The sequence below is a fragment of the Paraliobacillus zengyii genome (assembly GCF_003268595.1).
GTDB classification, from domain to species: Bacteria; Bacillota; Bacilli; order Bacillales; family Amphibacillaceae; genus Paraliobacillus_A; species Paraliobacillus_A zengyii.
Genome location: NZ_CP029797.1, coordinates 1,496,981 through 1,515,660, shown reverse-complemented (window position 1 = coordinate 1,515,660; position 18,680 = coordinate 1,496,981). Strand labels below are relative to the sequence as shown.

Genomic DNA, 18,680 nt, shown 5'->3' with positions numbered 1-18,680 from the left:
CTTTACGCTAATCATCATCTTCTGAGGTCATCCAAATTATTTCAACCGCTTGCCCTTTATTTCTTAGTAGTTCAATTTGTTGTTGTGTCTCATTTGAAATTCGTGAGGTTATTAATACATAATCGATTTTTCTGGTATCGTTGCTAACTGCTTCTTCAATCAAGTAGTGAAAGTTTCTGCTTCGCTCGTATGTAAGGTGGGCCATGGAATCTAATAAATAGTATAACTGTCCGTCTCCGCTCTCAGGATATAGATGAACAAATGGCTTTATCTGCTCAAATCTATCTTTGTCCAAAACAGCATTTGTTGCAAAACCTGTTTCGATACCTTTACTAATTGTGTAATGTGCGATCGATGCGGCATACGTGATCGATTGCTCTAACAATTGTTCATTTTCAATTGGCAATTTAATATCATCTGATTGATCTACATTTAAATAAATCATGACGTAATGATCAGCTGTATAGTCATGCATGTTTACTTGTAGCTGATTCGTTCGAGCAGAAGCTTTCCAATTGACTGAATGGATTGGATCGGATTCTTGATAGGTTCGTGTACCGATCTTCATAAATGGATCATCCATAATCCAACGTTTGACTGATTGTTCACCTAGAAAGCTATGGACAGGTAAGCTTAACTCCTCTATTTCTAATAGTTTTGGATAGACAGTTAAAACTGCATCTGTATTAAATTGCTTAAACTTTTCTTGAAAGCCAAAAAGGTCACCTGTTGCTAATGATACTGTTTGTAGGGCATATACACCACGTTTTAAACAGGTCACTTCATGCCTTCTCGTTATTTTTTGATATGGAAGAAAACTAAACAGTGTACGATGAAATTGTTTATCTTCTGAGACGTGATCTTCTGTCTGTTTTATTGCTAAATGTCTATTAATTTTAGATTCTAAACGAACCCAGGGTAATGGCAATATTTTTTCATTCGCTATTTGATCGATAAGTTCAACTACCTGACCTTCAAACACAGCTAGTTTATTAAATTTCCGATGATATGTGATTTTAGTTAATCCCCATCTTTGATAAAGACTACTTTGTAGATAAATAAATCCAATCGTCACAACAATGACCCAGGCGATATTCATATGCTATGAACCTTCTGTTTTAAATGATTCTGTAGGAACTGTGACCCGTTCTAGTACATTATCAATAATATCATCTGCTCCATTTAAGCTTCTTCTAGCCATTGGTTTTAAGACTAACCGATGACCCAGAACAGACTTTGCCATCATTTTAATATCATCAGGTATAACGTAACTTCTCCCTTTAACTGCTGTGTATGCTTGTACTGCTCTTAACAAAGCTTGCGAACCACGTGGACTGATTCCAATTAATACTTCGCTGTGGTGTCTTGTTTCCTCCACAATAGCCATTATGTATTCCAATATTTCATCACTTACATATACATTTGTAAAAAGATTCTGTGCTTCTATAAGACTTTCTTTACTCACAACTGCCTTAAGTGATGCTAATGGATCATTATCCTTAAATCGCTTTAGTATTTCCATTCCTTCCTCTTTGTCTGGATACCCCATTTTAATCTTTAAGAAAAAGCGGTCTAATTGTGCTTCTGGTAATGGAAATGTTCCTTGGCTTTCAATTGGATTTTGAGTAGCTATTACCATAAACGGACGATCCAACACATGCGTCTTTCCATCTATCGTTACTTGTTTTTCTTCCATGCTCTCTAACAAGCTAGATTGTGTTCTCGGTGTTGCACGATTAATTTCATCTGCTAATAGTAAATTCGTAAATAATGGTCCAGGTTGGAATTCAAATTCCCCTTTATTCGTTCGGTAAATAGTCAAACCTGTTACATCCGTGGGTAAAAGATCTGGAGTGAATTGAATTCTGTTGAACTTACAATCTAGTGAAGTTGCTAAAGACTTTGCCAACAATGTTTTACCTGTGCCTGGCACATCTTCTAACAATACATGACGTGAAGCAAGTAACGCTACTAAGAGTTGTTCTACAACATCGGATTTCCCAACAATAACTTGTTGCACATTTTCTTTTATTCTATTCGTAATCGTTTGAATATCTTCTAAATTCATAAATAACCTCTCTCCTTTCTATGTTTGCGCTTTCAATTGAACTTGCTATTAAGAAAAAGTAAAATTAGCTATTGTAGAATGTTTATATTTCTAAAAATCGGGAAAAATACGAAGGAAATCATTGTTAAATTAGAAAACTAATCTCAATTTTTCATACAACAATAATAGACCACCAAAAAAACAGTGAAATAAATACAGCTGTTCCTAAGATAAAACTTTTTAACCTTTTACTTAGTGAATTAGGAATGAAGTGCAATAGCAGGCTAATTATTAAGCTAGTAATAATAACAAACAAGACAGCATATAAAAATATCCCTAACAAATTATCTACAGGAAATACCATTGATTCAAATAACGTTGTCATCTCTCCACCTCTTAGGACATACTTGTTCAGTTAAATATTAAACGATACCGATTTAAATAAAGTATAGTACAAATTACATTATAACATTTCCACTAAATTAATAACTACTATTTAGTTTATTATAAGCCAACCATTTACTTAAACAAACAAATTTTAATTAATACCATAAAGAAAGTGGGAGATGAGATGGAACGATTAACTGATAAACAACTTATTGAAGCCTATCAGACTGCAATTAGGTTAAAACTGGATAATCAATTTATCTTTTTATTAAAAGAAGCATTGATTGAACGAAAAATAAAATAATGCTGACATTCAATCGCTATTGTCTATTTCATTAATTTATTTTATTTGAAACGACTGAAAGTGGAATATCATCTCCCCTTTTATCAGATATATTTGGTCTTTCTTTTAGATATGCAGTCCAATAAGCAACAGCTACAAATAAAGTACCACCTACAGCATTACCTAAAAATACTGGCACAAAATTACTTAAATATGCTAACCATGTAAAATGACCTGCAAATATAGCAGCAGGAATTAGAAACATATTAGCTACCACATGTTGAAAGCCTATTGCAACAAAAGCCATCGTAGGGAACCAAATACCCAATATCTTACCACCCATATCTTTTGCACCATAACTTAACCAAACTGCTAAAGCGACTAACCAATTACATCCAATTCCAGATACAAATGCTTGTAAAAATGTTGCGTCTAATTTATGTTCTGCTAAACTAATTGTTGCTGTTAAATATGCTCCAGTCTCTGTTAATCCAACAATATGCCCAAAAAAATATGCAACAAATAGTGCGCCGATAAAATTACTTAGTGTGATAATACTTATATTTTTCAATAATTGCAACGTGCTAATTTTATTTTCCATTCGTGACAAAGGAACTGCCATCATATTTCCAGTTAACAATTCACCACCAGCAAGAAGTGTTAGAATTAAACCGATTGGGAATAATGACGCTCCAATAAAAGTTGAAAACCCTCCCCATTCAACAGGCATACTCGCTGTTACACGAATATATAACAAGAACCCAAGTGCAATAAAGGCTCCTGCTTCAAATCCCAAAACAGAAGATTGTAAAATAGATAAATGCGCCTTTTTTTTTCCAGACGATACCGTATACGTTGCAATTTCCTGTGGCGTATAAAAACTCATGTCAACCAAACCCTTCTTCTAATTAGTTATGTGAAGTTATGCACAACTAATTATACCAATGTTCTACAGGAAAACATATGAACATTTTTCAACTCTTTTTAAAAGTATTATTTGTGATTAAGTATCCATAGACACCGGCATAACATTACTTGCGTCAAAATTGCCATCAACTGTGACATAACAAAATCCCCTGACCGACCCGCTACTCAAGTGAAATTGACTCCCTTTCCGCAGGCACGGCTTCAGCTAACTCGGAAACTAAGAACGTTTCCGAGTGGATCTTCAGCCCGTGGGATTTCGATTACTCATCCCATCGAAAACATTTGCTGTTCCTGCAGGAGTGTCGCCAATTTCACTTGATACGCTAGTTAGGAGAAATAAATAACAATATTCACTATGAAGAATTAGGTTATCTAGGGAATGAAGCAAGTTTGAAGAAAAACTGTAATTGTAATGGAGAATATAAACAATTGATAAGCATGTCTTTAGCTAAAGTGTCATTATTCCATATACAATCATCATGTAGAATCTGAACTAGCTTTGGAAATATACGTAGACTCCTGTGGGAACAGCGCGGGCTGAAGATCCACTTAGTAAAGCGTTTTTTGCTTTACTAAGTTAGCTGAAGCCGTGCCCACGGAAAGCGAAGTACATTTCCAAAGCGGCATGTTATGTCACATTTTCTATCAACTGTGAATCTTAACAGTAATAAAAGTTTTATATTTAAATTAAATAAAAAACTAGCAAACATTTAAAATGCTTGCTAGTTTTTCGTGTGCTATGAAAATGTATCTTGCTTTTCTTTATTCTCTTCTGTCAAAAAGTTGAAAAAAATTTGGAGACTCATTTTAGAATGTTCTTTCACCATATTAATATATGCCTTTTTCTTATCATCAGCAACAACATGGCTAGTCTTTATACGTTCAATCATGTGTTCCTTACCAATCTGATGAATCTTTTTATTAACATGTTTTGCTTCTTTATATAACGCCATTCCGATGGAGGCAATCAAAGCATAAGTCACCGCAATTGGTAGCATATCTTCGCTCCAATTCCCTTGAAAAGCCATAATTATTAAATTAATCCCTCCTACTAACATGAGAGGAAATGCAAACAGTATATATCTCGAATTTCTTTTCATTAAAGGTTGAACTTGTTCTGCGATCTTTTCCATTTCTCTTTTTATGAAAAACGGCATGTGCTCAGATATTAAAGGATTCATAAAAAACACCCTTTCATTTTATTAACAATATATGTTTTTATAATACTACTATACACATAAAGCTTAAAAACCTATTATAACCATTATATAATGACAAGGAATTACGGTCAATTTAAATGATTTGTCATCATAAAAAAAGAATTAACCTCATCGAAGTTAACTCTCTTTTTAACAACCTATAATATTTTTTCTAAGAAAGATGCTGCACGCTCTGTTTTAGGTTTATCGAAAAACTGATTTGGTTCGCCTTCTTCAACTAATTTACCATGATCTAAAAAGATTACACGGTCAGCAACTTCACGAGCAAATCCCATCTCATGTGTTACGACAGCCATCGTCATACCAGAATGCGCTAAATCTTTCATTACATCTAATACTTCTTTAACCATTTCGGGGTCCAATGCTGAAGTTGGTTCATCAAATAACATTAACTCAGGTTCCATTGCTAAAGCACGAGCAATTGCTACACGTTGCTTTTGACCACCTGAAAGACTACTTGGATATGCTTCCTCTTTATCCGTTAAACCGACTTTAGCTAAAAGCTCTTTCGCTTTTTCTTGTGCCTGTGCTTTTGATTCGCGTTTCACTTTCATCGGAGCATACGTTAAGTTATCCAAAACAGATAAGTGAGGGAATAAGTGAAAGTGTTGAAATACCATACCAATCTTTTCTCTTACTTTCATAATATTCGTTCCAGGATCTGTTAAGCTTTGACCGTTAATATATATTTTACCTTCTGTCGGTTTTTCTAATAAATTGATGCATCGTAAAAAAGTTGATTTACCTGAACCAGAGGGCCCAATAATAGAGACAACCTCACCTTTTTTAATTTCTGCTGAGATGTCTGTTAATACTTCATTGTTTCCAAACTTTTTTGATAGATTTTCTACTTTAATCACTAACTCTCAACCTCCGTTCCACAAGCTTACCTACTATTGTAAGTCCCATAACTAATAGATAATATATCACACCAACAAATAATAACGGTTCAAAATTGCGATACATTTCAGCACCAACGACCTGTGCACGGCGCATTAGATCTAAGTAACCTATTGTTGAAACTAAAGCTGATTCTTTTGTTAGAGTAATAAATTCATTCATTAATGCTGGCAAAATGTTCTTCATAGCTTGTGGTAGTATAATATCCGTCATCATCTGACGATACGGTATTCCTAATGCTTGTGCAACTTCAGTTTGGCCTTTATCAACTGCCTGAATACCAGCACGAATAATCTCTGATACATATGCAGATGAATTTAATCCAAATGCTAAAACTGCTGATAAAAATGGTTGGATATCATATCCTGTAAGTTGAGGAACAGCAAAATAAATAATCATTAATTGTAATATTAACGGTGTTCCACGAAATATTGATGTATACGCATCAGCAAACCATCTCAGTGGTCGAATGCTACCAATTTTAAATAATGCTAAGATGGTTCCCAATATGAAACCAAATATAATAGCGACAAATACAAACTTTAATGTTACCCATATTCCTTCTATCATAAAAGGAATATAAGGCACGATTTGGGTAAAATCCAAATTCATGCCTTACACCTCATTTCTTCCTATAATATTTTATTTGACTAATATAATTTATTCTTCTTCACTTAACCATTTATCTTTTAATTCTTGTAAAAAGCCACTTTCTTCTGCTTGAGCTAGAACTTCATTCACTTCATCAACCATTTCGCTTCCTTTTGGAAATGCAATCGCCATTCCTGGTGAACTTGTTGTTGGATCATCGAATCCAGCAAGATCTTGCTCCTCTATATAACCAGTAGCTACGGCTTTATCCATGTATGCTACATCAATTCGATTAGACATTAATTCTTGAATTAATATTGATCCAGTATCAACAGCTTTTATTTCAAAGTCTGTATCTTCTTGAATCTTCTCTGCACCATCTTGTTGAATCGTACCTAATTGAACACCAACAGTTTTTCCTTCAATATCTTCTAATGAAGTGATTTCGGAATCCTTAAGTGTTACAAACATTTCACCTGAATGGTTATATGCTGTTGAGAAATCAACATTTTCAGCACGTTCATCCGTTGCCGACATACCCGATAATACCATGTCTACACGATCATTCTGTAGTGCTCCAATTAAACCATCAAAATTCATATCTGTAATTTCTAATTCATATCCTAGTTCATCTGCTACATAATTAGCTAAGTCAATATCAAAACCAACGAAATCGCCATCCGTATTTCGTGATTCAAATGGTGGGAAATCAGCAGAAGTTGCCATTTCTAATACTTCTTTATCTTCTGATTCAGTTGCGTCTGTCGTTTCTTCTGAAGTATCCCCCGTCGTTTCTCCTTCATCAGATGTACCACAAGCTACTAAGAATAGTGAAAATATTCCAATAAGTGCTGCCATTAAGAAAAATTGTTTTTTCATTTTTATCTTCCCTTCTTTTATCTCTTTGTAACGTATATTTATACACGATACTGCATTTTAACAAATATTTATGCATTTGGGAAGAGTAAATCAAAAATTAGCTCATTTTTTAGTTATTACTTGTTAAATTCCGCATTTATTTTTTTAAGTAATGTTTTATCAGCGACTATGTCATAGCCAGTCATCGCTAAAGCTAAAGCACCACGAGCAATTACAGTATGCCCCTTTTCGGTAATTGTTTTATCTGCGAATTCAGTTGTGTGTGCGATTAAACCTGGATGATCGAAGCCAATATACGGATGAATAGCTGGCACAACTTGACTCACGTTCCCCATATCAATCGAACCATATGATGCATTGGAAGGGTTCACTTTCGTTTCACCAGCTGCATATAAATTCTTCGTGAATAAATCAGATAACGTTTCATTTGTATGCATATCATCATAACTCAACTCATAGTTACTCATTTCAATTGATGCACCAGTCATTGAAGCTGCACCTTCTGCGATATTTTTCACCTTTTCTACTACTTCATTCAAATAAGCACGATCTTTTGCACGGACATAGAATTGTGCTGTTGCTTTATCAGGAACAACATTTGCAGCAACCCCACCTTCTGTTATGACACCGTGAATTCGAACATCAGACCGAACGTGTTGTCTTAATGCATTAATACCATTAAATAATTGGATCACGCTATCTAATGCATTAATACCTTTTTCAGGAGCAGCTGCAGCATGACTTGTTTTGCCATGGTAGGAGAATTGTATCGCATCCATTGCTAATGAATGACCACTCTTTGCTGAGACATCTCCTGGATGTACCATCATCGCGACATCAATGTCATCAAAAATACCTTCGTCAGCCATTGGTACTTTAGCACCGTTCGTTTCCTCTGCTGGGGTTCCTAGAACAATGACTTTACCTCCTGTTTCGTTTATGACTTTACTCAAGGTCACACCAGCACCTACACCCATTGTAGCAATCATATTATGACCACAACCATGTCCAACACCCGGTAAGGCATCATATTCGGACATAAATGCTATTGTCGGTCCGGGTTTATTGCTATCATAAACAGCTCTAAATGAAGTTTCTCGATCAACTAAACCTGTTTCCACTTCAAAATCATGTGACTGTAAGAATTCAACCAGAAGTTTCATCGAGTTGTATTCCTGTCCACCTAATTCAGGATGATGATATAAGTAATCACTCATCTCCCATAGTTTGTCTTTAAACATGTCTAAATTTGATTGTAGTTTATTCTTCATAATATTATTCCCTTCCCATCTAGTTGTATGTATTCATATAGTAATGATTAAATATAATGCTTAGTGAAAATTTATGCAAGTCATTACTTCATGAATTGACTAGCCATTTCGAACCAGTTGGATCTGGACATTTTTTATAAGCCAATTTTGCTCTAAATGCAACAAAACAACCGCAGTATCCACAAGTCGTTTCATATTGCAGGTTTGGACATTGTTCACAGATTTGCATTCTAGATTGATAAATATCTTCTGTTACTAGATCAGGTTCTAATGCTAATTGCTCACTCACAAGTGCTTCTACTTCTTCTTTTGTATGCCTTACGGATGCTGAACAACCTTTGCAAGCCATCTTTATCCTCCTAAAGATTCTATTAGTTTTTACTTTACACTTCGCTTACGACGTTTAGGTGTTTGATAGCTTCTCTCAAAAACTTTTCCACATGTCACTGCATGCTGTTTTATTAAATAATCAATATTTGATACTTGATTATCTTGCATCGCTTGGACCAACAATTCAATAACCGCTCGTGAATCTGCAAGTGCATGGTGATGATCGAGCATAATACCTTTTAAATCAGCCAATGTATTCAATTTATAGTTTGGCATTCCTGGCCAGACTAATTTTGATAGCATAACAGAACAGAGATAATCGAATGTCGGATAGGCTAACCGCGATTTATCTAATGACGCGCGTAAAACGCTCATATCAAAACTAGCGTTGTGTGCAATTACGATTTGATTGTCAAGGTAATCTTTCATTGTATTCCAAACTTCATCAAAAGTAGGTGCGCTTTGTACATCTCTTTCTGTAATTCCATGAACATATATATTATGACTTTCAAAACTTGTTTGTGGATTTATTAAACTGTAAAACTCATCAATAATGCCATTCTCATTTCCAACGACAATCCCCACTGCACAAGCACTATCACGAAAACGATTTGCAGTTTCAAAATCAATTGCAACAAAATCCATACAGACTTCCTCCTAGCTTCTCTATACTATTATTCTATCAAATGATCTGTGTGTTTCACAGTAAATATTCTTTTTCGCTCGATTATTCTAGTTTTCGATTGATTATTAAAAATTTCGCCCGATAAGTTCTGCTGTTCGCCCAATTATTGAAATTATCGCCCGATTCGGCGCATATAGAATTAAAAGAGCTTGACCTCCATGTTTGGGGCCAAGCTCTTTATACATATTTATTATGCTTGTTTTTTGAAAATACCATCTATTCGTTCAATATCGTGCTCTGTTAACGTCACGTCTAATGTTTTTAAATTATTTAAGACCTGATCTGAATGTTTCGCACCTGGAATAAGCGCGTTTATTGCTGGTTGCGTTAGATACCATGCTAAGACGATGTGTGGAACCTCTACACCCTTGTCATGCGCGATTTCTCTGATTTGTTCAACCTTATCCAAGTTATGTTCAAATTGTCTGCCTTGAAAATGTGGCATGTCTTTACGTAGATCATCAAATTTCATATCTTTTGTATATTTCCCTGCTAATAAACCTGAAGCTAAAGGAAAATATGGAATGAACGAAATATTATTCTCTTTACAATATGGTAATATTTCATTCTCTGCCTCGCGGTTAAGTAAATTATATTCACCTTGATATACATCTACGAGGCCATCTTTATTCGCCTCTTTTAATTGATCAATTGAAAAATTGGAAACCCCTATTGCTCTTATTTTGCCTACATCTTTTAATTCTTGTAGAGCACCAACAGCTTCATCTTTTGGTGTATGCTCATCTGGAAAATGAATGTAATACAAATCAATATAATCTGTCTGTAACCTTGTAAGACTAGCTTCTACTGCTTTTGTTAAAAAAGCCGGTGAATTATCGATAAGAACATCATCGCCATTAAACTTGTGCGCCCCTTTTGTAGCAATCACAACATCCTCGCGATTTCCTAATTCCTTCACCACTTGTCCTACTAATTCCTCTGAGCGTTCCGGGCCATATATAAATGCGGTATCTAAAAAGTTAATATCGTTTTTTATTGCAGTCCGCACTAAATCCTTACCTACTTCTTCATCTAAATTAGGATATAGATTATGTCCTCCTACTGCATTCGTTCCTAAACCTATAGGATTAACGTATAAATCTGATTTTCCGAGTTGTGTTCTTTCTGCCATAAATGAAACATCTCCCTCAATTGTCTATCTAATCACTCTCCTAAATTTTACCCTTTGTATCATTGTCTTAAACATATTCAAACAAAAGAATAACTGAACAAAATCTCAGTTATTCTGGTAAATCAACATTATGATAGACTTGACGAACGTCCTCTAACTCTTCTAGCGCTTCGAATAACTTCTCCATTTGTGCATTATCTTCTTCTGACAGGACAACATCATTCTGAGCTAGCATTGTTAATTCTGCAACCCTAAATTCTGTAATCCCCTCTTCTTTTAATCTATCTTGTACTGCCCTAAACTGATCTGGTTCAGCATAAATAATAACCGCGTTATCTTCTTCTAAAACATCTCGAATGTCAATATCCGCTTCCATTAATAATTCTAAGACATCATCCGCTGTTTTCCCTTCAAAACCTATAACCGCTGTCGCATCAAACATATATGCCACAGAACCATTCACACCCATGTTTCCACCATTTTTATTAAATGCTGCACGGACATCTGCTGCAGTTCTGTTAACATTATTTGTTAATGTATCAACAATAAGCATCGAACCATTTGGTCCAAAACCTTCATAGCGTAATTCCGTATAACTTTCTTCTTCCCCACCTTTAGCTTTTTCAATTGCGCGATCAATAATTTGCTTTGGTACACTATATGTCTTTGCGCGCTCTAAGACTATTTTCAACGCTTGATTTGTCTCAGGATCTGGATCACCAAGACGTGCTGCAACATAGATCTCACGTCCAAACTTTGCATAAACTCTACTTGTATTCGCATCTTTTGATGCTTTCTTTTCTTTAATATTATTCCACTTACGTCCCATATCGTTCCTCTCGCTTTCCAGTTACACTTCTATGTTTTTTACATCAAAATAATTATACCTTATTTTTGAAATATGTTAAGACTTTACAACTAATAATATGTATACTTTCTAAATTCATTCACAAAAAAACCAGCCAAGACCAGGCTGGTTTCTACTAAACTTAATGAAATTCTCTTCCACTTTCATTCTGTCGTGAAAATACGACATACACTACAGTTGTAAGTAATGTAAATAATGTGACAAGCAACGTGTTCTTCATGAACGGATTCCCTCCTTCAAATGATGAAAAAAACCAGCTTACTTAACTTAACGTTGATATGTTTTTAATTTAAAATGGTTTGAATTTACCTTTTTTCAATACAAGACCTGCTCCACCAAGCATAAACAAGTAACGATCATCAATGACATGCTTCATCATTTTAGCTGATAAACCATACAATTTTTTACCTTCGAAAATTGTACCCATTGCATGACGTCCACCTAATGATGCAACCGTTCCTTTATTGTCAAACGTAAACTCTTTTAATGAAGTACCTTTAATTAGTGCATCAATATTTGCTGCACAAACATCAGCCTCTTGAATAGCAATTTGTGCTGTTGGAGGATAAGGACGTCCTGATTCTTTGTTCATAACCCATGCACAATCACCAAGGATAAATACATCCTCATAACCTGGTGCACGTAAATCAGAATCAACATTCACTTTACCTTTTGTGAGCTCAAAACCAGATTCACCTAAAATAGAGTTAGCTTGAACTCCACCAGTCCATACAATTGTTGCTGCTTTAATTTCTTCTTTATCGTCACCAACAATAACACCGTCAGCTTTACACTCTTTAATCATTGTACCTAATTTAAACTCTACACCGCGATCTTCTAAAGAACGACGTGCATATTTTACAAGGTCTTCATCAAACCCTGGTAAAATTGTTGGAGCAGCTTCAATATTAACGATGCGAACTTTATTACGATCTACATCATATTTCTTACATAATTCAGGTATTTTCTCTGCTAATTCACCAACAAATTCAATACCAGTAAAGCCACTTCCACCTACGATGAATGTTAGTAACTCTTCTTTAGGATTTTCTGCGTTATGATAACTTGAGAACTGATATTCAATGTGGTCACGAATATAACGACTCTTATCAATACTTTGGATAGATAATGCATGCTCTGCCATACCTGGAATACCAAATGTTGCTTTCTCAAATCCTAATCCTACAACAAGATAATCGTAATCTAACTCACCGTTTTTTAATGCAACTTTCTTCTGATCTGGCATAATTTTCTCTACCGTATCTTCTACGATTGTTACGCGATTTGGATTAATCACGTCAGAGATCATAACACGAGCGCGATTTGGATCAATAGTTCCAGCCGCAACTTCGTGTAACCACGTTGTTTGATAATGATAGTTGTGCTTATTAACTAATACAATCTCTGCATCTTCAATTGACAATTTTTGCATGAGACGTTTTGTTGTCATCATACCGGCATAACCTGCGCCAAGTAGGACGATTTTTGGTTTACTCATTTACATTCAACCCCTTATTTGTAGTGAATTGATGCACAGCAATAGTGTAATTATTTGTCTATAAGTCGCTATGTATACATTTAATAGCACTTTAACATTCTGTCCATCAAATGCTTCCATCCCTGTCGTTCGAAAAAGCATCTTCTATGTTATTCTAACAAATAGGAGCCTAAACGTCTAACCAAATGTGTCATAAGTAACAAACTTATTAATAGACTATCTTTTCAGAATATACAGTCTCGTCTTTAGATTTAAGGATAATTGTGTATTATAGCTGTTTTTTTATGCACAAACTGCATGCTATTTTTTTACTAAGCGACTATTACCCAAATTGATTGGCACTATTTTTATTTTTTTATTAACCCTACTAGTTTCAAACCATGCACAATTCCATCTTGATCGACATCTTTCGTTACATATTTAGAGACTGCCTTCACTTCCTCTTTAGCATTTCCCATTGCAACACTATTCGTTATTGAAGCGAGCATTTCTAAATCATTCAGTCCGTCTCCAAATGCGTATTGATTCTCTTTTGCAATACCGATCGCTTTCATTGCCTGTTTAATGCCGTTTGCTTTTGAACCACCTTTTGGCAAAACATCAACTGCAACTGGGTGCCATCTTACAAAATCGAATGCTGGAAATTTTGCGCGGTACTGTTCCTCTTCTCCTTCTGTACAAAAGAATAATGATTGATAAATGTTACGTTCTTTATAATAATCTGGATCATGTGACGGTAAATAGTCAATTTTTAATGAAGCAATACTTTCTACAATATGTTCATGTGTTGGTACATTGGCTTTCATATCCACCTCATCCATATATACAATTGGATGATCATTTGTTAAGCCTACTGCGGTCAGTTCAACCAATGAAGGAACGTCTAATGGTTGACCATAAACGACCTCACCGTTGACCACAACATATTGTCCGTTATAACTAACGTATGTATCAATTTCTAATTCTTCACGTAGATCAGCATACATAAATGGAGCGCGTCCTGTTGCGATGGCTACAATATGTCCTTGTTTTTTCAATTCGAATACAGCTTCCTTTGCTGAGACAGGTAACTTTTTATCATGATCTAATAAAGTCCCATCTATATCAAAAAATATTACACTTTTTTCAGTCATATTAGCTCTCCTTTTATACTTTTACTATGTATTAGCTTGTTCCTACTAGACTGTACTTCTTTCAATTAAATGGACTGAAACCTTGTGTTGTGATATCGACGCGGTGTCAATTGCTTGCAAAAATAATTGCTTACCCATATCAACTAATGGAATTTCCATTGTTGTTATCCCGAGGTACTTTGCTATTGGTTGATTATCAAATCCAACAATGGCTAAATCCTTTGGCACTATTATCCCCTCGTTTTGACAACATATTATAATTCCAGCAGCAACTTGATCATTTGTTACAACTAAAGCGGAAGGTGGATCCTTCATTTGTTTCCATTGTTGGACAACTTTCTCGCCATCTTCAAAGTTCAAGCAACCTTCAAAAATATAGGTATTGTTATAAGGTAAGGCATTGCTTTTTAAAAATGTTTGATAAGCTTTTTCACGTTGTTCACTGCTAACTCCTGTTTTACGGTTGATACAATAACCTATTTGGCGATGCCCATTGACAAACAAGTAGTCAATTGCTTCATAAAAAGACTGGTAATGATCAATATAGGTAGCGGAAATTTGTTTCTCACTAGCATTTTCTGCTAATATAATTGGTCCGTATACGAGATATCGCTTGATTGTATCCCATTCACTAATTCTGGAACAAATAATTAATCCATCAATTTGTTTTTGTTCTAACATAATTAATGCTTCTTTTTCCTTACTTTTTTGATAACTTGTTTGAATCAATACTAACTTATAATTGGCCTCTAAAGCTTGATTCGCAATGCCTTTTAACAACATGCCAAAATAAGGATGATCTGTATAAGGTAATACAACACCAATTAAGAAAGTCTTCCCTTTACTCAAATGAACCGCATTAATATTCTTACGATAATTGCTCGCTTTAACAGCGTCCAAAACAGCTTCCCGTTTTTGCGCACTTACATAAGGATGTTGATTCAAGACTCGCGAAACAGTTGTAACAGAAACCTTAGCCATTTTAGCAATATCTCTAATATTCGTCATTTCAATCACCTTTTTTACTCGAATACGAATATTTTAACATAATTTAGCTTACTTTATGAAACGCGTTTCAGGTCAATAAAATTCCGCATTATTTCTTTCTATTTCAGGGAAGCCTAATAAAAAGGAGGTGTTCACATGGGACAAAACCATCAATTCAATCCTGGTCAGAAAGCACCGAATAATGGCATTTACGTTGAAATTGGTGAAACAGGTAGCATGGTAGCAGATCCAAAATCAGTAAGACTAGAAGCTGGACAATCTTTCCCCGAAACATCTAATCAAGATAGAAAATGGATGCCAAAACGAAAACCATAAGTAAAAAGCGAGCAAGCCTATAGTGGCTTGCTTTTGTTTTTGTGAAAAGCTTCTCTATAAGACAATCTCCTCCATTAAACACACTTTTATTTGCATGATTTCGATTATAGCAATGACAGGAGGTGAGACAGATGGCCGTATCAGAAAAAATTGATTCTAGGTTACAACTATTGTTTGAAGATGGTTTTGATGATGATGGAAACATTGTAATTAAAACGAAGACATTTAATAACATCAAAACAGTCGCAACAGCAGACCAATTATTGACCATTGCGCAAGTACTAGTACCTTTACAAACATTAACATTACAAATGGTCAAACGTAATGACACAGAACTTATTACTGTTGAGTAGTACTAAGTGATTAAAAGAAAGGAGGTCAAACCATGAAGACACTTGAATTAAAATTCGGTAACGAACAAGATAAAATAGTAACCGTTACACTAGATAATCCAATTGAACCTGCAGATCCTATTGCAATCAATGCAGCAATGGATAGTATAATTGCCCAACAAGCTTTTTACTCATCTGGTGGTGAACTAACAAGTAAAAAAAGTGCACGTATTGTGGAACGTAATGTAGAAGAAATTACATTATAAAATAAAGTAGGCATAACAAATGGGGAGCAGAGTATTGCTCCCTTTTTCAATAACTAGTTAAACTAAAGAAAGGAGTTAACTTTTATGCAGGAAACATGGGTATCCATTCTAACAGATGTTGGCTTTCCTATTGCGGTTACGTTCTACTTATTACATCGCATTGAAGGGAAATTGAATACATTAATTGAATCCATCCTATCCTTACCAGCAAATTTAAAATAACATGAACGTAAGAGGCTATCTGCTACTTGTAAAGCAGATAGCTTTTTAAATTATTAGTTTTTAGTCGATACCAGTTGCTCATCTATGTTAACCTCGCTATAATAATGGAAGTACCATGCAGGGGGGTAAAAGAGATATGCCGATTAATGTACCTAAACAATTACCAGCAAGACAGATATTAGAAAAAGAGAATATCTTTTTAATGGATGCTGAACGGGCAACAACACAAGATATACGACCGATGAACATCCTCATTTTAAATCTAATGCCAGAAAAAGAAAAAACAGAAACACAATTATTACGTTTACTGAGTAATACACCACTACAAGTACGCGTTGATTTTATTCATACCGCAAGCTACGAATCAAAAAATGTGCATAAATCACATTTAAAACAGTTTTACAAGACGTTTACTGATGTTAAAGCTAATCGTTATGATGGTTTAATTATCACTGGTGCTCCAATTGAACATTTGGAATTTGAACAGGTTCGCTATTGGGGAGAGTTAACCGAGATTATGGAATGGTCTAAAAAGAATGTGACTTCTGTTTTACATATCTGTTGGGGTGCACAAGCAGCGCTTTATCATCATTATGGGATTAAGAAGGAAAGACGTCCAAATAAACTAAGTGGGATTTTTAACCATGAATTAGTCGTTCCTACTTCTAAACTAGTTCGCGGTATTAATGATGAGTTTTTAGCTCCACACTCGAGAAATACAGATATTGATTTAGCTAAAATTGATAATCATCCAGAGTTAATCGCATTAGATTCATCAAATGATGCAGGGCCTTTCTTAATTGTTTCAAAAGATGAGAAACATATTATGATCACTGGCCATATTGAATATGATGCAATCACACTTGCTGATGAATACCTTCGTGATAAGAATAAAGGATTAGACATTCATATGCCTACTGGATATTTCCCGGAAAATAACCCAGATAAATCTCCTTTAAACCGCTGGCGTTCACAAGCCTATTTGATTTTCTCGAACTGGCTTAATTACTACGTTTATCAAGAAACACCCTATACATGGAAATGAAAAGGCTACCGTGGCTACTAGCCCGGTGGTTTCTTTTGTCTAATTAGTCTTCACTCACTTTAGCTACTCCTAATGCAAAATGATCCCACAGGATCGCTTCTACTAAATCTATATCCTTTTCTTCGCAATCTACGATAACAATCACTTCTCCGTGTTTACCTTTTAATAATCGCCTTCTCTTTTTCAGAAATATTTCGGTAAAAATTCGAATCGAAAGTCCTAAAAGAAAGCCCAAAACCGCACCAATTAATCCCCAATATATCGGACCCCAAGCCAACTTGAACCCTATGCTAGCACCAACTACTGCAAATGCTGTCGCAAGCGCCATCCCAATATCAATCATTGAAGTCCCATCTGAACGATGGATCGTATCAAAAACCTTCCGTTCCTCTTTTCGATTATCTAAAGGAACTGCAAAAATTCTTTCTTTACTAATTCCCTCTTTTTCAAGCATAGAAAGTGCAATTTCTAAATAGACTGTATTTTCAAAAGTCGAAAAAATTTGCATTCTATTCACTCACTTTTTTCTTTTTGATATGGAACGTATGTGATTGGTATCTTTTAGTCAAATAAGCACGCTGTTCTTTCTCAAATAGCTTATTATTTTCAACAGTATTCATATAAGAATCGAACATAGCAAAGCCGTATGAAGATGGTAAAAACAATAACCATTCAGGTTTTAATACTGCTGTTGATCTTTCTAATTCTCCTAAGAACAAGAGAGAAATCGCTTCTAGTGCATGCGAATAATAAGTGAAAATAACTACCCAAACAACCACAAAAAATGCACTGACGATTCTATGTATATAAAGTTGGCCTAAACCTGGAACAAATAGGGACCATATAACGGACATCATAGGATTTCTTTTATCAAGATAATTAATTTCGAGTGCACCTATACTAAACGAATTAAACCGATGCTGTTCTCTTTCTGCTAAAAGATAAATTTTGTTCAAATCGATCGTAGTTCGATAGCTATCCCAAATCGCAAAAAGATATATTGGTATATAAATTACTAACCATTTTGTATCTAAAACTTCTTTCGCCATAGCTATCTCACCTTGAAACGAATAGACCATAGCTTCGTTAATATGTGCGTTTATATTCACGACCACCTCCCAGATAAATAAAACAAAGCCTCGAAGATATTTAGATAACAGTAAATGACCAAATCCAGGAAAGGCTGCACTCCACCAAGCAACAATATAAGGGTTTCTTAAATGAATTTGTGTAGTTCCAAGAATACTGACATGTGCTGTATAACGTCTTGCTGTGTTATCATTCGTATAATTATCCATATAGAATCCTCTTTTATAAATTTCCATTTAATTTACTAATATT

General features: G+C 34.9%; 24 protein-coding genes. 6 read left to right on the top strand and 18 right to left on the bottom strand.

Features of this window, described 5'->3' with window-relative positions; all coding sequences use genetic code 11:
• Positions 1–7: 7 nt before the first annotated feature.
• The 3 genes from DM447_RS07700 to DM447_RS07690 form a co-directional block, all read right to left on the bottom strand.
• Entirely contained in the window at positions 8–1,099 is a 1,092-nt protein-coding gene (locus DM447_RS07700; RefSeq protein WP_112180663.1) for a DUF58 domain-containing protein, read from the bottom strand.
• 3 nt (positions 1,100–1,102) lie between these two features.
• Complete coding sequence (locus tag DM447_RS07695) at positions 1,103–2,068, bottom strand: AAA family ATPase (RefSeq protein ID WP_112180662.1); 966 nt, start codon at positions 2,066–2,068, stop codon at positions 1,103–1,105.
• 151 nt (positions 2,069–2,219) lie between these two features.
• Positions 2,220–2,432: a hypothetical protein gene (locus DM447_RS07690; protein ID WP_112180661.1), complete on the bottom strand. Its 213-nt coding sequence runs from the start codon at positions 2,430–2,432 to the stop codon at positions 2,220–2,222.
• Positions 2,433–2,618: 186 nt separating this feature from the next.
• Here DM447_RS07690 and sda point away from each other — a divergent pair, with 186 nt between their 5' ends.
• Positions 2,619–2,738: a sporulation histidine kinase inhibitor Sda gene (gene sda / locus DM447_RS07685; RefSeq protein WP_112180660.1), complete on the top strand. Its 120-nt coding sequence runs from the start codon at positions 2,619–2,621 to the stop codon at positions 2,736–2,738.
• A 31-nt stretch (positions 2,739–2,769) separates the two neighbouring features.
• Here sda and DM447_RS07680 read toward each other — a convergent pair whose 3' ends face one another.
• The 13 genes from DM447_RS07680 to DM447_RS07620 form a co-directional block, all read right to left on the bottom strand.
• Complete coding sequence (locus tag DM447_RS07680; protein ID WP_112180659.1) at positions 2,770–3,603, bottom strand: formate/nitrite transporter family protein; 834 nt, start codon at positions 3,601–3,603, stop codon at positions 2,770–2,772.
• Positions 3,604–4,381: 778 nt separating this feature from the next.
• The gene (locus tag DM447_RS07675) at positions 4,382–4,825 is read right to left on the bottom strand and encodes a DUF5392 family protein (RefSeq protein WP_112180658.1); all 444 of its coding nucleotides are present in this window, start codon (positions 4,823–4,825) and stop codon (positions 4,382–4,384) included.
• A 176-nt stretch (positions 4,826–5,001) separates the two neighbouring features.
• Positions 5,002–5,724, bottom strand: a complete 723-nt coding sequence (locus DM447_RS07670) for an amino acid ABC transporter ATP-binding protein (RefSeq protein WP_112180657.1) — start codon at positions 5,722–5,724, stop codon at positions 5,002–5,004.
• Positions 5,717–6,376 carry an amino acid ABC transporter permease gene (locus tag DM447_RS07665; protein WP_112180656.1) on the bottom strand — a complete coding sequence of 220 codons (660 nt, stop codon included), beginning with the start codon at positions 6,374–6,376 and terminating at the stop codon, positions 5,717–5,719. Before DM447_RS07665 ends, DM447_RS07670 begins: the two co-directional genes overlap by 8 nt.
• A 48-nt stretch (positions 6,377–6,424) precedes the next feature.
• On the bottom strand, positions 6,425–7,234 hold the full coding sequence (locus DM447_RS07660; RefSeq protein ID WP_112180655.1) for an ABC transporter substrate-binding protein: 810 nt from the start codon (positions 7,232–7,234) through the stop codon (positions 6,425–6,427).
• A 116-nt stretch (positions 7,235–7,350) separates the two neighbouring features.
• Positions 7,351–8,505 carry a M20 family metallopeptidase gene (locus DM447_RS07655; RefSeq protein WP_112180654.1) on the bottom strand — a complete coding sequence of 385 codons (1,155 nt, stop codon included), beginning with the start codon at positions 8,503–8,505 and terminating at the stop codon, positions 7,351–7,353.
• An 88-nt stretch (positions 8,506–8,593) separates the two neighbouring features.
• The gene (locus DM447_RS07650) at positions 8,594–8,854 is read right to left on the bottom strand and encodes a DUF6171 family protein (protein WP_112180653.1); all 261 of its coding nucleotides are present in this window, start codon (positions 8,852–8,854) and stop codon (positions 8,594–8,596) included.
• 29 nt (positions 8,855–8,883) lie between these two features.
• Positions 8,884–9,480 carry a 3'-5' exonuclease gene (locus DM447_RS07645; protein WP_112180652.1) on the bottom strand — a complete coding sequence of 199 codons (597 nt, stop codon included), beginning with the start codon at positions 9,478–9,480 and terminating at the stop codon, positions 8,884–8,886.
• A gap of 230 nt (positions 9,481–9,710) precedes the next feature.
• Positions 9,711–10,652: an aldo/keto reductase gene (locus tag DM447_RS07640; RefSeq protein WP_112180651.1), complete on the bottom strand. Its 942-nt coding sequence runs from the start codon at positions 10,650–10,652 to the stop codon at positions 9,711–9,713.
• A 109-nt stretch (positions 10,653–10,761) separates the two neighbouring features.
• Entirely contained in the window at positions 10,762–11,481 is a 720-nt protein-coding gene (locus DM447_RS07635; RefSeq protein WP_112180650.1) for a YebC/PmpR family DNA-binding transcriptional regulator, read from the bottom strand.
• Positions 11,482–11,809: 328 nt separating this feature from the next.
• Complete coding sequence (locus DM447_RS07630) at positions 11,810–13,018, bottom strand: NAD(P)/FAD-dependent oxidoreductase (protein WP_112180649.1); 1,209 nt, start codon at positions 13,016–13,018, stop codon at positions 11,810–11,812.
• A gap of 347 nt (positions 13,019–13,365) precedes the next feature.
• Positions 13,366–14,151, bottom strand: a complete 786-nt coding sequence (locus DM447_RS07625; protein WP_112180648.1) for a Cof-type HAD-IIB family hydrolase — start codon at positions 14,149–14,151, stop codon at positions 13,366–13,368.
• Positions 14,152–14,196: 45 nt separating this feature from the next.
• Positions 14,197–15,159, bottom strand: coding sequence for a LacI family DNA-binding transcriptional regulator (locus DM447_RS07620; protein ID WP_112180647.1), 963 nt, complete (start codon positions 15,157–15,159; stop codon positions 14,197–14,199).
• A 135-nt stretch (positions 15,160–15,294) separates the two neighbouring features.
• Between DM447_RS07620 and DM447_RS07615 the strand changes: the two genes are divergently transcribed.
• The 5 genes from DM447_RS07615 (at position 15,295) to metA (ending at position 17,339) form a co-directional block, all read left to right on the top strand.
• A complete protein-coding gene (locus DM447_RS07615) occupies positions 15,295–15,474 on the top strand; it encodes a YjzC family protein (RefSeq protein ID WP_112180646.1) in 180 nt (59 codons plus the stop codon).
• Positions 15,475–15,605: 131 nt separating this feature from the next.
• The gene (locus tag DM447_RS07610; RefSeq protein ID WP_112180645.1) at positions 15,606–15,827 is read left to right on the top strand and encodes a DUF1659 domain-containing protein; all 222 of its coding nucleotides are present in this window, start codon (positions 15,606–15,608) and stop codon (positions 15,825–15,827) included.
• Between the two features lie 32 nt (positions 15,828–15,859).
• The gene (locus DM447_RS07605; RefSeq protein ID WP_112180644.1) at positions 15,860–16,072 is read left to right on the top strand and encodes a DUF2922 domain-containing protein; all 213 of its coding nucleotides are present in this window, start codon (positions 15,860–15,862) and stop codon (positions 16,070–16,072) included.
• Positions 16,073–16,156: 84 nt separating this feature from the next.
• Positions 16,157–16,294 carry a YvrJ family protein gene (locus DM447_RS07600; protein WP_112180643.1) on the top strand — a complete coding sequence of 46 codons (138 nt, stop codon included), beginning with the start codon at positions 16,157–16,159 and terminating at the stop codon, positions 16,292–16,294.
• Between the two features lie 136 nt (positions 16,295–16,430).
• Positions 16,431–17,339, top strand: coding sequence for a homoserine O-acetyltransferase MetA (metA, locus tag DM447_RS07595; protein ID WP_112180642.1), 909 nt, complete (start codon positions 16,431–16,433; stop codon positions 17,337–17,339).
• 43 nt (positions 17,340–17,382) lie between these two features.
• On the opposite strand, the gene DM447_RS07590 is transcribed toward metA, so the two are convergent.
• Both DM447_RS07590 and DM447_RS07585 read right to left on the bottom strand, forming a co-directional pair.
• The gene (locus tag DM447_RS07590) at positions 17,383–17,847 is read right to left on the bottom strand and encodes a hypothetical protein (RefSeq protein WP_112180641.1); all 465 of its coding nucleotides are present in this window, start codon (positions 17,845–17,847) and stop codon (positions 17,383–17,385) included.
• A 1-nt stretch (position 17,848) separates the two neighbouring features.
• Entirely contained in the window at positions 17,849–18,637 is a 789-nt protein-coding gene (locus DM447_RS07585) for a hypothetical protein (protein WP_112180640.1), read from the bottom strand.
• Positions 18,638–18,680 lie beyond the last annotated feature (43 nt).

Excerpts from the sequence above, each read along its gene's own strand:
- DM447_RS07700 (WP_112180663.1), bottom strand. The coding sequence starts at position 1,099 with ATGAATATCGCCTGGGTCATTGTTGTGACGATTGGATTTATTTATCTA.
- DM447_RS07625 (WP_112180648.1), bottom strand. The coding sequence starts at position 14,151 with ATGACTGAAAAAAGTGTAATATTTTTTGATATAGATGGGACTTTATTA.
- metA (WP_112180642.1), top strand. The coding sequence starts at position 16,431 with ATGCCGATTAATGTACCTAAACAATTACCAGCAAGACAGATATTAGAA.
- DM447_RS07635 (WP_112180650.1), bottom strand. The coding sequence starts at position 11,481 with ATGGGACGTAAGTGGAATAATATTAAAGAAAAGAAAGCATCAAAAGAT.
- DM447_RS07665 (WP_112180656.1), bottom strand. The coding sequence starts at position 6,376 with ATGAATTTGGATTTTACCCAAATCGTGCCTTATATTCCTTTTATGATA.
- DM447_RS07695 (WP_112180662.1), bottom strand. The coding sequence starts at position 2,068 with ATGAATTTAGAAGATATTCAAACGATTACGAATAGAATAAAAGAAAAT.
- DM447_RS07600 (WP_112180643.1), top strand. The coding sequence starts at position 16,157 with ATGCAGGAAACATGGGTATCCATTCTAACAGATGTTGGCTTTCCTATT.
- DM447_RS07620 (WP_112180647.1), bottom strand. The coding sequence starts at position 15,159 with ATGACGAATATTAGAGATATTGCTAAAATGGCTAAGGTTTCTGTTACA.
- sda (WP_112180660.1), top strand. The coding sequence starts at position 2,619 with ATGGAACGATTAACTGATAAACAACTTATTGAAGCCTATCAGACTGCA.
- DM447_RS07645 (WP_112180652.1), bottom strand. The coding sequence starts at position 9,480 with ATGGATTTTGTTGCAATTGATTTTGAAACTGCAAATCGTTTTCGTGAT.
- DM447_RS07590 (WP_112180641.1), bottom strand. The coding sequence starts at position 17,847 with ATGCAAATTTTTTCGACTTTTGAAAATACAGTCTATTTAGAAATTGCA.
- DM447_RS07660 (WP_112180655.1), bottom strand. The coding sequence starts at position 7,234 with ATGAAAAAACAATTTTTCTTAATGGCAGCACTTATTGGAATATTTTCA.
- DM447_RS07675 (WP_112180658.1), bottom strand. The coding sequence starts at position 4,825 with ATGAATCCTTTAATATCTGAGCACATGCCGTTTTTCATAAAAAGAGAA.
- DM447_RS07655 (WP_112180654.1), bottom strand. The coding sequence starts at position 8,505 with ATGAAGAATAAACTACAATCAAATTTAGACATGTTTAAAGACAAACTA.
- DM447_RS07585 (WP_112180640.1), bottom strand. The coding sequence starts at position 18,637 with ATGGATAATTATACGAATGATAACACAGCAAGACGTTATACAGCACAT.
- DM447_RS07650 (WP_112180653.1), bottom strand. The coding sequence starts at position 8,854 with ATGGCTTGCAAAGGTTGTTCAGCATCCGTAAGGCATACAAAAGAAGAA.
- DM447_RS07605 (WP_112180644.1), top strand. The coding sequence starts at position 15,860 with ATGAAGACACTTGAATTAAAATTCGGTAACGAACAAGATAAAATAGTA.
- DM447_RS07610 (WP_112180645.1), top strand. The coding sequence starts at position 15,606 with ATGGCCGTATCAGAAAAAATTGATTCTAGGTTACAACTATTGTTTGAA.
- DM447_RS07630 (WP_112180649.1), bottom strand. The coding sequence starts at position 13,018 with ATGAGTAAACCAAAAATCGTCCTACTTGGCGCAGGTTATGCCGGTATG.
- DM447_RS07690 (WP_112180661.1), bottom strand. The coding sequence starts at position 2,432 with ATGACAACGTTATTTGAATCAATGGTATTTCCTGTAGATAATTTGTTA.
- DM447_RS07680 (WP_112180659.1), bottom strand. The coding sequence starts at position 3,603 with ATGAGTTTTTATACGCCACAGGAAATTGCAACGTATACGGTATCGTCT.
- DM447_RS07615 (WP_112180646.1), top strand. The coding sequence starts at position 15,295 with ATGGGACAAAACCATCAATTCAATCCTGGTCAGAAAGCACCGAATAAT.
- DM447_RS07640 (WP_112180651.1), bottom strand. The coding sequence starts at position 10,652 with ATGGCAGAAAGAACACAACTCGGAAAATCAGATTTATACGTTAATCCT.